This is a genomic window from Stutzerimonas stutzeri (genome assembly GCF_019090095.1).
GTDB classification, from domain to species: Bacteria; Pseudomonadota; Gammaproteobacteria; order Pseudomonadales; family Pseudomonadaceae; genus Stutzerimonas; species Stutzerimonas stutzeri_AN.
Window position 1 is genome coordinate 165336 of record NZ_JAGQFP010000001.1, and the last position, 13006, is coordinate 178341.

Annotated in this window: 9 protein-coding genes; 8 read left to right on the forward strand and 1 reads right to left on the reverse strand. The window is 60.1% G+C overall.

The window, feature by feature from the left end:
- Nucleotides 1–203 precede the first annotated feature (203 nt).
- From smc to KVO92_RS00680, 8 genes are all read left to right on the forward strand, one after another.
- Complete coding sequence (gene smc / locus KVO92_RS00645) at nt 204–3692, forward strand: chromosome segregation protein SMC (RefSeq protein WP_217473759.1); 3489 nt, start codon at nt 204–206, stop codon at nt 3690–3692.
- Between the two features lie 180 nt (nt 3693–3872).
- On the forward strand, nt 3873–4694 hold the full coding sequence (zipA, locus tag KVO92_RS00650) for a cell division protein ZipA (protein WP_217473760.1): 822 nt from the start codon (nt 3873–3875) through the stop codon (nt 4692–4694).
- 304 nt (nt 4695–4998) lie between these two features.
- Nucleotides 4999–7365 (forward strand): NAD-dependent DNA ligase LigA, encoded by a 2367-nt coding sequence (gene ligA / locus KVO92_RS00655; protein WP_217473762.1) that lies wholly within the window; start codon nt 4999–5001, stop codon nt 7363–7365.
- Nucleotides 7366–8270: 905 nt separating this feature from the next.
- Complete coding sequence (locus tag KVO92_RS00660) at nt 8271–9716, forward strand: flagellin (protein WP_217473763.1); 1446 nt, start codon at nt 8271–8273, stop codon at nt 9714–9716.
- Nucleotides 9717–9784: 68 nt separating this feature from the next.
- On the forward strand, nt 9785–10141 hold the full coding sequence (locus KVO92_RS00665; RefSeq protein ID WP_217473764.1) for a flagellar protein FlaG: 357 nt from the start codon (nt 9785–9787) through the stop codon (nt 10139–10141).
- 67 nt (nt 10142–10208) lie between these two features.
- Entirely contained in the window at nt 10209–11627 is a 1419-nt protein-coding gene (fliD, locus tag KVO92_RS00670; RefSeq protein ID WP_217473765.1) for a flagellar filament capping protein FliD, read from the forward strand.
- A gap of 131 nt (nt 11628–11758) precedes the next feature.
- A complete protein-coding gene (gene fliS, locus KVO92_RS00675; protein WP_217473766.1) occupies nt 11759–12145 on the forward strand; it encodes a flagellar export chaperone FliS in 387 nt (128 codons plus the stop codon).
- 65 nt (nt 12146–12210) lie between these two features.
- On the forward strand, nt 12211–12504 hold the full coding sequence (locus KVO92_RS00680) for a flagellar protein FliT (protein ID WP_217473767.1): 294 nt from the start codon (nt 12211–12213) through the stop codon (nt 12502–12504).
- A 166-nt stretch (nt 12505–12670) separates the two neighbouring features.
- Here the strand turns inward: KVO92_RS00680 and KVO92_RS00685 are convergent, their stop codons facing one another.
- Nucleotides 12671–12952 carry a pyrimidine/purine nucleoside phosphorylase gene (locus KVO92_RS00685; protein WP_217473768.1) on the reverse strand — a complete coding sequence of 94 codons (282 nt, stop codon included), beginning with the start codon at nt 12950–12952 and terminating at the stop codon, nt 12671–12673.
- Nucleotides 12953–13006: the final 54 nt, after the last annotated feature.

The window sequence follows — 13006 nt, forward strand, 5'->3', positions numbered from 1 at the left end:
CGTGGCGCGACGTTCTCGCCTGCAAACCTCTCCTTTACGCCTACCACTACTCGGTTCGGAGCACGGCGCCCGAGCGTGCCGAGATCGCTGCCAGACGGCGTGATAAACTTCGCGGCTTTGCGCCACTACTCACCCGATGTAGGAGCCCCGATGTTGGCGACCCTGCTTGTTCATCCTCACGCTGATTGCCACGGACAGGGCTCATGCGACTGAAAAGTATCAAGCTCGCCGGCTTCAAATCGTTCGTCGATCCGACCACGGTCAGCTTTCCGAGCAATATGGCCGCCGTCGTTGGGCCCAACGGTTGTGGCAAGTCCAACATCATCGATGCCGTGCGATGGGTGATGGGCGAAAGCTCGGCGAAGAATCTTCGCGGCGAGTCGATGACCGACGTCATCTTCAACGGCTCCAACACCCGCAAGCCCGTAACCCAGGCCAGCATCGAGCTGATCTTCGACAACTCCGATGGCACCCTGACCGGCGAATACGCGGCGTTCGCCGAGATCTCCATTCGCCGACGGGTCACGCGGGATGCGCAGAACACCTACTTTCTCAACGGCGTGAAATGTCGTCGCCGTGACATCACCGACATCTTTCTGGGTACGGGTCTGGGGCCGCGCAGCTATTCAATCATCGAGCAGGGAATGATCTCCAAGCTGATCGAGGCCAAGCCGGAGGAATTGCGCAACTTCATCGAGGAGGCGGCGGGCATCTCCAAGTACAAGGAGCGTCGCCGGGAAACCGAGAACCGTATCCGCCGTACCCACGAAAACCTGGCACGTCTGACTGACCTGCGCGAGGAGCTCGAACGCCAGCTTGAGCGCCTTCATCGTCAGGCCCAATCGGCTGAAAAGTATCAGGAGTACAAGGCCGAGGAGCGCCAACTCAAGGCGCAATTGACCGCATTGCGCTGGCAGGCACTGAATGCCCAGGTCGGCCAGCGCGAACAGGTGATCGGCGGCCAGGAAGTCAGCTTCGAGGCGCTGAACGCCGAACAACGCAATGCGGACGCCAGCATCGAGCGTTTGCGCGACGGGCACCACGAGCTATCCGAGCGCTTCAACCTGGTTCAGGGGCGCTTCTACTCCGTTGGCGGCGACATCGCACGGGTCGAGCAGAGCATTCAGCACGGTCAGCAGCGTTTGCGTCAGTTGCAGGATGATCTGCGCGAGGCGGAACAGGCGCGCCTGGAAACCGAATCGCATCTGGGCCACGACCGCACGCTGCTTGCCACGCTCGGTGAGGAACTGGCGATGCTCGAACCGGAGCAGGACATCGCCGGCGCGGCGGCCGAGGAATCCGCGGCGCAGCTCGAAGAAGCCGAAATTTCCATGCAGGCCTGGCAGGAACAATGGGAGCGCTTCAACCAGCAAAGTACCGAGCCACGTCGCGCCGCCGAGGTACAACAGTCACGCATCCAGCAACTGGAACAGAGCCTCGAACGCCTGGTCGAGCGTCGACGGCGTCTTGATGACGAACGCGCCTCGCTTGCCGGCGATCCGGAAGGCGTCGAACTCTCCGAGTTGAACGAACAGCTGGCGCTCGGTGAGCTTGGCCTCGAAGAACTGGCCGTTGCTCAGGAGCAGACCGATCAGCAGCTCGAACAGCTACGCGAGCAGATTCAGCAGGCTAGCCGCAGCGAGCAGCACGCACAGGGTGAACTGCAGCGGCTGAATGGCCGTATCGCCTCGCTGGAAGCGCTGCAGCAGGCCGCAATGGACCCGGGTAAAGGCGTCGTTGAATGGCTGCAGGACCAAGGGCTCGATCAACGGCCACGTCTTGCCGACGGGCTACGTGTCGAGCCGGGCTGGGAGTTGGCAGTTGAAACCGTGCTGGGCGCCGATTTGCAAGCGGTCCTGCTGGATCGTTTCGACGACCTGGACTTTGGCGGCTTCGAGCAGGGCGATCTGCGTCTTGTCAGTCCCCAGCTGGCAGCGCGAGCCGTCCGCGGCAGCTTGCTGGACAAGGTAACCGCCACCTCGGACCTGTCACCCTGGTTGGGCCGCGTTAAACCGGTCGAGGATCTCGATCAGGCGTTGGCGGAGCGCGCGTCGCTGGCTGACGACGAAAGCCTGATCAGTCGCGACGGTTACTGGGTCGGCCGCCACTTTCTGCGAATCCGTCGAGCCGGGGAGGCCGAATCCGGCTTGCTGGCGCGCAGCCAGGAACTCGAGCGGCTGCAAGCCGAGCGCGACGAAGGCGAAGCGGCTCTTGAACTGCTGAGTGAACAGCTCCTCCAGCTTCGTGAGGCGCAGCGCGAATGGGAAGAGCGCCGCGAGCAGCAGCGTCGGCAGCATCAGGAGCTGTCCCGCCAGCAAGGCGAGCTGAATGCGCGACGTTCTGCCAGCCAGGCCAAACTGGAGCAGCTGACCTTGCGCCGCCAGCGGCTGGATGAAGAGCTGATCGAGCTGTCTGAACAGCGAGCCGTGGAAACCGAGCAGCTCGGCGAGGCGCGGCTGCAGCTGCAGGACGCGCTGGATGCCATGGCGCTGGTGACCGAGCAGCGAGAGACGCTGTTGGCGAGCCGTGACGGCATCCGTGAGCAGCTCGATCGCATCCGCCAGGAAGCCCGTCAGCACAAGGACCACGCCCATCAGTTGGCCGTTCGGGTCGGATCGCTCAGGGCGCAGCACGACTCGACCCGCCAGGCGCTCGAGCGCTTGGAGCAACAATTCGAGCGTGCCCTGGAGCGACGCGAGCAGCTGAGTCTGAATCTGGACGAAGGGCAGGCGCCGCTCGAAGAGTTGCGCATGAAGCTCGAGGAGCTGCTGGAGCGGCGCATGGGGGTCGAGGACGAACTCAAACAGGCACGACTGGCGCTGGAAGACGCCGATCGCGAACTTCGTGACGCCGAGAAGCGGCGTACCCAGGCCGAGCAGCAGGCGCAACTGCTGCGCGGGCAGCTCGAACAGCAGCGTATGGAATGGCAAGCGCTTACGGTGCGGCGCAAAGCCCTGCAGGATCAACTGCGCGAGGATGGGTTCGATCTGCATGGCGTGATCGGGACCCTTCCGGCCGAGGCCAGCGAGTCGGAATGGGAAGCCGAACTCGAGCGCCTGGGGGCACGAATTCAGCGGCTCGGACCGATCAACCTCGCCGCGATCGACGAATATCAGCAGCAATCGGAGCGCAAACGCTACCTCGATGCCCAGAACGACGACCTCACCGAGGCGCTGGAAACGCTGGAAAACGTCATTCGCAAGATCGACAAGGAGACCCGCAACCGCTTCAAGGAAACGTTCGATCAGATCAATAGCGGTCTGCAGGCGCTTTTCCCCAAGGTTTTCGGTGGCGGCAATGCCTATCTGGAACTTACCGGGGAAGATTTACTCGATACCGGGGTGGCGATCATGGCGCGTCCACCGGGCAAGAAGAACAGCACCATCCATCTGCTGTCAGGAGGGGAGAAGGCGTTGACCGCTCTAGCGCTGGTCTTTGCGATCTTCCAGCTCAATCCGGCGCCGTTCTGCATGCTCGATGAAGTGGATGCGCCGCTGGATGATGCCAACGTCGGGCGCTATGCGCGTCTGGTCAAGGAGATGTCGGAAAAGGTGCAGTTCATCTACATCACGCATAACAAGATCGCGATGGAGATGGCTGACCAACTGATGGGCGTGACCATGCACGAGCCGGGTTGCTCAAGGCTGGTGGCGGTCGATGTGGAGCAAGCGGTTGCATTGGCGGAAGCCTGAGTGGCGTGTGATCCAGACGGATCGAGGGCAAGTGGAGACCAATAAAAGAGCCGCGCCGGGCGGTGCACATCTACCGTTCGTCGTGCTAGTTTAGGGCGCAATTTTTACGATGCGCAGATGAGCCTGTTCAGCGGCTGGGAATCTGCGTCTTTATCATCGATTTCAGGGGTTTAAGCATTAATGGATATCGGTCTGCGCGAGTGGCTGATCGTCATCGGCATCATTGTTATCGCCGGCATTCTTTTCGATGGCTGGCGGCGGATGCGCGGTAGCAAGGGCAAGTTGAAGTTCAAGCTGGACCGTAATATCGCCAATAGCTTTCCGGATGATGACGATTCCAACGAATTGCTGGGGCCGCCGCGTGTGGTGAGTCGCAGCAACGAGCCATCGCTGGACGAAGAAGAGCTCCCTTCGATGAGTGCGCGCGATACTAACAAGCGCCGCTCAACGGAACCCCAGCAAGGCGACCTGCGTTTCTCCAACGACGACGCGCCGGTGCCAACATTGCTCGACCCGGTTTCGGATGATGACGAGGACTTGGCTGAAGAATCTGATCAGGACCTGCCTCCGGTTGAGGAAGTGCTCGTCATCAATGTGATCTCGCGCGATCCGCATGGCTTTCGCGGTCCCGCCTTGCTGCAGAACATCCTCGAGAGCGGTCTGAGGTTTGGCGAGATGGACATCTTCCACCGCCACGAGAGCATGGCCGGCAACGGCGAGGTGCTGTTTTCCATGGCCAATGCCGTCAAGCCTGGCACCTTCGATCTGGACGACATCGATCATTTCACCACGCCCGCCGTAAGCTTTTTTCTCGGTCTGCCGGGGCCGCGATACCCGAAGCAGGCTTTCGACGTGATGGTCGCGGCCGCGCGGAAGTTGTCTCAGGAACTGAACGGTGAGCTCAAGGACGATCAGCGCAGCGTGCTGACGGCGCAAACCATCGAGCATTACCGCCAGCGCATCGTCGATTACGAGCGCCGGCAGATGACTACCAAGCGCTGAACCCAGGAACCGCTCTCAGGAGCGGTTCTTTTTTGGGTTGAGAGTGGCGCCCATAGCCATTCTCGAACGCGCCTGGTGAGCGGCACGCCGGCCTAGAGCGCGCACTCGGGCACTCGAAAACAAGGCCTCGCGCGGAGGCGGGTGTTGGCCGCGCACGATCTGAAATGAACCGCGCGCAGCGCGTTTTTGTAAGCGGCCAGAACCGATTTCACCTCCCCGATCGGCTAAAATGCTGCGCCTACCTATCAACCAAGGCGCGCTGATACTGTCTGTATCTGCACTGCCACAGCCACGGCTCCGTCATATGCCTTCCGCCCAAACCGCCGCAGAGCGTATCGCCGAACTGCGCAGCGAAATCGACGCCCACAATTACCGCTACTACGTACTCGACGAGCCCAGCGTCCCCGATGCGGAGTACGACCGCCTGTTCAATGAGCTCAAGGCGCTCGAAGGCGAGCATCCGGAACTGGTCACGCCGGACTCGCCGACCCAGCGCGTTGGCGGTGCGGCGTTGGCTGCGTTCGGCCAGGTTCGCCATGAAGTACCGATGCTGAGCCTGGGCAATGCGTTCGAAGAACAGGATCTGATTGACTTCGACCGGCGCGCGCGCGAGGGGTTGGATCTGCCGGCGGGCGATCTTCTGGGCGGCGGTGCCGTGCTGGAGTACAGCTGCGAGCCGAAGCTCGACGGTCTGGCCGTCAGCCTGCTTTACGAAAACGGCAAGCTGGTGCGCGGTGCGACTCGAGGTGACGGCAGCACAGGCGAAGACATCAGCGCCAACGTGCGCACCATCCGCAACATTCCGCTGAAGCTGCACGGCGACGGTTGGCCGGCGATGCTCGAGGTGCGGGGTGAGATCTACATGCCCAAGGCGGGCTTCGAGGCGCTCAATGCGCGTCAGCTCGAAGCGGGGAACAAGCCCTTTGCCAATCCGCGTAACGCCGCAGCCGGTAGCCTGCGCCAGCTCGATCCGAAGATAACCGCCAGTCGACCGCTGGAGCTCTGTGCCTACGGGGTCGGCCGAAGTGATGGCGAGCTGCCGAACACCCACATCGGTATTCTCGAGGCACTCAAGGGCTGGGGTTTGCCCATCAGTCGCGAGCTGAAGCTGGCCAAGGGCGTCGCTGAATGTCGCGCCTATTTCCAGGCGATCGGCGAGAAGCGCGATGCGCTGCCTTATGAGATCGATGGCGTGGTGTTCAAAGTGAACTCGACCGCGCAGCAGCGCGAACTGGGCTTCCGCGCACGCGAGCCCCGCTGGGCGATCGCGCATAAATTTCCGGCTCGCGAGGAAGTCACCGAGCTGCTCGATGTCGAGTTTCAGGTCGGCCGCACCGGCGCCATCACACCTGTGGCACGGCTGAAGCCCGTGCAGGTCGCGGGCGTGACGGTCTCCAATGCCACGCTGCACAACATGGATGAAGTGGCGCGTCTGGGCGTGATGATCGGCGACACGGTCATCGTGCGCCGGGCCGGTGATGTCATCCCGCAGATTCTTGGCGTGATACCGGAACGCCGTCCTGCCGGCGCACGTCAGGTGCAGGTGCCGGAGCAGTGTCCGGTCTGCGGCTCGGCGGTGGAGCGCACCCAACTGATCAAGCGCAGCAAGGGGCGCGAGTCGATCAGCGAGGGGTCGATCTATCGCTGCGTAGGCCGTCTGGCCTGCCAGGCGCAACTCAAGCAGGCAATTATCCATTTCGTTTCTCGCCGAGCTATGGATATCGATGGTCTTGGCGACAAGATCGTCGAGCAGTTGGTGGATACCGGACTGGTTGGCTCGCCAGCCGATCTGTACTGCCTGACCTTCGAGCAAGTGTTAGCGCTGGAAGGCTTTGCTGAAGTGTCGAGTCGCAACCTGCTCAAAGCCATCGATGCCAGTCGTAGGCCGTCCCTGGCGCGCTTCATCTTTGCCTTGGGCATCCCAGATGTGGGCGAGGGCACTGCCAAGCTATTGGCACGAGCATTGGGTTCGCTCGACAGGATCAGCCGGGCGTTGCCGGACGTGCTGGTCTATCTGCCCGATATCGGTCTGGAAGTCGCGCACGAGATCCATAGCTTCTTCGAGGATGAGCATAACCAGCTCGTCATCGAGCAGCTGCGCGAGCGCAGCGTGCAGTTGCAGGAGGAGGGCGAAGTGCATCCTGAGTTTGCCGCCTGCGCAACCCTGGCTGGTCTGCTCGACAGACTCGACATTCCCTTCATCGCCAGTACGGGTGCCCAGCGTCTCGCTGACCGCTTCGGCAGTCTCGACGGCATCATCGAGGCCGACTGGTTGGACCTGCGCCAGGTCGAACGCCTCAATGAAAAGGCCGCCCGTGCGCTACGCGACTACTTTGACGATCCGGCCAACGCCGAGCGCGCCCGCGCCATCGAGGCCCAGCTCCGTGAGTTCGGAATGCACTGGCAGAGCGAACGAAAGGCGACGGAGGGACTTCCGTTGGCGGGCCAGACCTGGGTGCTCACCGGCACGCTGGAAAGCATGAGCCGCGACGAGGCGAAGGCAAAGCTGGAGGCCTTGGGTGCCAAGGTCTCGGGTTCCGTCTCGGCCAAGACCAGCGTGGTAGTTGCTGGGCCGGGCGCGGGTTCGAAGCTGGCCAAGGCCAACGAGCTGGGCCTTGTAGTAGCGGATGAGGAATCCTTCCTGCAACGGCTCGCTGAACTCGAGCACTAACTCAGTATCAGCTCCTCGGCTTCGCGCCGAGGTCGGCGCTCCCACACAAGCTCAGCCAGCGCAGGCGGTGTTTTTCTGCTTTTGTGGGAGCCGCGCCCCCGCGGCGAAAAGACCCGTCTTGCCAGCCCATACGCAAGGCTTCGCGCCGAGGTCGGCGCTCCCACACAAGCTCAGCCAGCGCAGGCGGTGTTTTTCTGCTTTTGTGGGAGCCGCGCCCCCGCGGCGAAAGGACCGTCCTGCCAGCGCAGGCGTAACGCTTCGCGCCGAGGTCGGCGCTCCCACACAAGCTCAGCCAGCGCAGGCGGCGGTTTTGTGCTTTGTGGGAGCCGCGCCCCCGCGGCGAAAGGACCGTCCTGCCAGCGCAGGCGTAACGCTTCGCGCCGAGGTCGGCGCTCCCACGCAAGCTCAGCCAGCGCAGGCGGTGTTTTTCTGCATTTGTGGGAGCCGCGCCCCCGCGGCGATAGGACCGTCCTGCCAGCCCATACGCAAGAGCTTCGCGCCGAGGTCGGCACTCCCACATTAAGCTCAGCCAGCGCAGGCGGCGCTTTTTGTGCTTTTGTGGAGCCGCGCCCCCGCGGCGAAAGGACCGTCCTGCCAGCACATACGCAAGGCCTCGCGCCGAAGTTGGCATGCTTGGAAATATCAAGGCAACGTCCGTGATTTTTTCTAAAGAAATTCCCCGCCTGTCCGAAAACCTTCGCAGGCGGGCTCGTTTGCTAGCGCGTTCGCCGGTGTCGTACAGGTTGTTCTCGGGGCTTGCAAAAAATTTCAAATGCCTCCTAAAGCTCACCGAAACGACGCCGATAAGCTAATCGAATGCGAACTCAATGGGTGCCTGGGCAAATAGCCGGCCCGGAGTCGCAAGCTCAGGCAACCAAAGTAACTAGCGCCCTTGGAGGCTCATCATGGCTCTCACAGTCAATACCAACGTAGCGTCCCTGAACACTCAGCGGAACCTCAGCAGTTCCTCGAACGCTCTCAGCACCTCTATGCAGCGTCTTTCCACAGGCAGCCGCATCAACAGCGCCAAAGATGACGCGGCCGGGCTGCAGATTTCCAACCGTCTGACCAGCCAGATCAATGGTCTGGGTGTTGCGGTACGCAACGCTAACGACGGTATCTCCCTGGCGCAGACCGCGGAAGGCGCCCTGCAGCAGTCCACCAACATTCTGCAACGTATGCGCGACCTTTCTCTGCAAGCTGCTAACGGCTCGAACGCCGGTACCGAACGTAGCGCTCTGCAGCAGGAAGTAACCCAACTGCAAAGCGAACTGACGCGGATTGCCGAAACCACAACCTTCGGTGGACGCAAGCTGCTCGATGGTTCGTTTGGCTCGTCCAACTTCCAGGTTGGCGCGAATGCCAACGAGACCATTTCTGTAGCGCTGGCGGGTGCTGGTGCGAATGCTATCGGTAGCTACCAGGTCAAAGGTGGCGGTTCGATCTTCGGAACGGCCGTCGATAGTGCCGCGGGTGCTAACGGTTCAGCTATCGGTGACCTGACCATCACCGGAAACGGCAAAACAGCTACTGCTACTGTTGCAGCAAACGCATCGGCGAAAGACTTTGCCTCCGCTGTCAACTCCACCACCAGCAGTACAGGCGTTTCCGCCACGGCGCGCACTGAGGCGATTCTAGGTGGCTTCAGTGTGGATGACGGTACTCAGCTGTCGTTTGATGTAACCGTAGGAACTCAGACTGTTAGTATCGCTGGTGCGACTTCGCTTAAGGATGTTTCTGATCAGATCAACTCCCAGGCGGGTAAATCTGGCCTGAATGCAGTGCTTGAAGGCGATAAGCTTCGTCTGACTAACGACAAGGGCGAAAATATCTCCATCGCGGCGGTAACCGGAGACGGCACCACGCCTGCGCTGACCATTGCCGGCGTAGCCGCTGACGGTACAGAGGGTACTGCCGACGACGCCACTGATGGTGCGGTTGTGACTGGAAACGTCACGGTAAACTCTGCATCCGGTTACGTAATGACCGCCGCAACGGACCTCACTGAGGCTCTGAGCTCTGGTGTAGGTACCTTGGCCTCGGTCGGCAGCATCGACATCTCTACCGCCTCAGGTGCGCAGGACGCTCTGGCAATCATCGATGGTGCGATTGCCAAGATCGACTCTCAGCGAGCTGACCTCGGTGGCGTGCAGAACCGTTTCGACAACACGATCGCCAACCTGCAAAGCATCTCTGAAAACGTCTCCGCCGCCCGCGGGCGTATTCAAGATACCGACTTTGCGGCTGAAACTGCCAACCTGAGCAAGAACCAGATTCTGCAGCAGGCTGGTACCGCGATCCTCGCCCAGGCCAAGCAGCTGCCGCAGGCAGTCTTGAGTCTGCTGCAGTAACCGGGCAGCGGCGTTGACGATGGAGGTAGGGCGGTGCTCTACCTCCATTGATTCATGAGGGTGAATCAATGGACATCGGAAAGATAGCTGGCAACACCGCATCGTCGATAGTGACTGGGTCGTCACCCAGCCTTCTCAAGGAGGCTGGGTTTTCTTCGTTGGACAAGCGTCAGGCACCGGAGAAGCAGGACGAGAAGAAAGGTCCAGAGAGCATGACCAACCTGGTCGAGCGGTTCCGTTCACAGGTGCAGAGCATTCAGCGTGATCTGAGCTTTAGCGTGGATGATTCGACTGGCGATGTAGTTGTTCAAGTCATCGATGGCAATTCAGGCAAGGTTGTTCGACAGATTCCATCTGAGGAGATCCTCCGGCTCACTGAGCGGTTGGATGAGATGCGCAGTTTGATGTTTGAGACCAAGGCATAAACGGCATGGTTTTTGTTTGTTTATGCTTAAGGTTTCGCAGGTAACATTTTCTTGACGGGGTATGGCTATGGCAGGCGTAACAGGCATCGGATCGGGGATCGACATCGACAGTATCGTCGCCAGCATGGTGACCGCTGAGCGTGCGCCCAAAGAAACGCAGCTTGCCAATCTCGAAAAGAAAACTACTACACGGATTACCGCTGTTGGCGCCCTCAGGGGGGCAATCAGCGAGTTCCAGACCGCGCTGGGCGCGTTGAACAAGCCCGCACTTTTTCAGGCTCGCTCCGCCACGTCGAGCAAGCCGGACATTCTTTCCGTGACTGCAGGTACAACCGCTGGGGCCGGTAGTTACAAGGTCGAAGTAAGTCAGCTCGCGGCGAGCAGCAAGGTGGCGCTACGTGCGATCGCGGATGACCCAGCTGCACCCGTGACCCTTGGGACGGGCAAGCTGACCGTCAGTGTTGGCAATAATGCCCTGCCGGCTATCGATGTGGATGCCAGCAACAATACGTTGGCAGGCATTCGCGACGCGATCAACAAAGCTGGCGCCGAGCAGGGCGTTACGGCGACCATAGTGACCGACGACGATGGCTCGCGCTTGGTATTGAGCAGTTCTACTACCGGGGCGCAGGAAGATATTACCGTCCAGATCGAGAATGCCACTGGCGACCTAGGAAAGCTTGCCTTTGCTGGGCCAGCCGACGCTACCAATGACGCCGGAGCGCCTAAGGTGCTTGCTACCGCCGCCTCTGCCTCCTTGACCATCGACGGTCTGCCAGTCACAAGCAAATCGAATAAGTTGAGCAATGCCATCGAGGGGGTGACACTCAATCTCCTGACGAAAACTGAGCCGAATACACCGCTCACGGTGACGGTGGGTCTGGATAAAGGCGGAGTTAAAACCCAGGTTCAGTCCTTTGTTGATGCTTACAATAAGCTGATCGGCGTCATCAACGCCCAGACCAAGGTCACCTCTGTAGGGGATGGCAAGGCGCCTGTTACGGGTGCGCTAGTCGGCGATGCGACGGCTCGTACGCTGCTCGGCACTATCCGAAACGAGCTGATTAACGTCCAGGGTGACGGAAACATACGGGCCCTCACCGATATTGGAATTACCACTCAGAAAGACGGCACCTTGACGGTCGATAGCAAGAAGCTCGACAAAGCGCTGGCTGATAATTTCGAGCAGTTATCAGGGTTGTTTACCGGAGAGACCGGACTGGCGACACGTCTCGATGCCAAACTCAAGCCCTATACCGAAACCGGTGGCATTCTCGAGCAGCGCAACAAGCAGATGACCGAGACCATTGCAGGCATCGACAAGCAGAAGGAAGACCTTAACCGGCGCCTCACCTCACTACAGGAACGACTTTACAAGCAGTTCAATGCGATGGATTTGCTGGTGGGGCAGTTGTCCAACACCTCCTCGAGCTTGCTGGCATCCCTTGAGAATTTGCCGTGGGCGGCTAGCAATTCGAAGAGGTAGGTCCTGCTTCTAATGAATCAAACCGCCGGCTAGGCGGTTTTTTCATTTAAAGCCTGACATTGCTATCAAGCTTGAGCGCGTTCGACCGATAAGCTTTACATGCAAACTGATGTGGCAAGGGGCTCATCCAAATGTACGCAATGTCAGCAATGAAGCAGTATCAGCAGGTCGGCGTTAAGGTTCAGGTCAACGAGGCCGATCCTCACCAGTTGATCCAGATGCTGATGCAAGGTGGCCTGGATCGTATCGCGCAGGCAAAAGGGGCTATGGAGCGCGAAGAATTCGCGGAAAAAGGCGTCTTGATTGGCAAGGCTATCAATATCATCGGCGGGCTGCGCGATTCGCTCGATAAGAGCGTTGGCGGTGAGCTGGCGGAAAACCTCGACAGCCTCTATGAATACATGACGATGCGCCTGTTCGAGGCCAGCCGCCATAACGATGTTGACAAGCTCAACGAAGTGGGCAGATTGCTAGCCGAGATCAAGTCGGCCTGGGATCAGATCGCACCCAAGGCTTGACTCGGTCATCTTCTCAGCAGAACACCGTCAGCGCATCGTACCCATCTGTTTTATAGAGGACCGACATGCCATCAAGCAAAGAAGCGTTCGCTACGCTGACTGGCAAACTGCGCGATGCGTTGGCGGCAAACGATTGGGAGGCCATCGCGCGGCTGGACGATGAATGCCGTGCGCAAATGGCGACATTGAACGGCGCTGAAGCTCTGGATGTCGGGTTGCGTGAGCAACTTGCAGAGCTATCGCAGTTATACCTCGAGCTTCAGCAGTCCGGTCGAGCGGAGCGGGAACGCTTAGCTGCCGAGTTGATTCGCTTGAACCAATCGAAGCAGGTGAGGCAAGCCTACGAGCCGCTGGGATAAGCCATTCACACGGCCGTCGGGGTTGCGGTCTCTCTAGCCGCTTCGCAATTTCCTCTGACGTTTCTTGTTGAATGCCTGCTTGCACGACTGGCTTCTCGCTCCCCTGGGGGTGAACGGTACTCCCATCCACCCTCAGGCTGCAGCACAACGAAAGGCTTCGTCGCGTTTAGCGATACTCGCAAAGATAGGCGGTATCGGTCGCGACCTTGAGCTGAAACTTGCTGTTGGCCGGCACGGTGAACTGGCTCCCTGTGCCGAACGTCTGGTAGTTCTCGCTTCCGGGCAGCTTAACGTCCAGGCTGCCTGCCACCACATGCATGACCTCCAGCTGATTGGTGCCGAATTCATAGTCGCCGGGCGCCATGACGCCGATTGTGGCCGGGCCTGCGGCCATGTCGAACGCGATGGATTTGACGGTGCCGTCGAAGTATTCGTTGACCTTGAACATTCGCAACTCTCGGTGAAGAAAATGGGCGGCCAGTATGCCGAAGCGGCGTAGTGG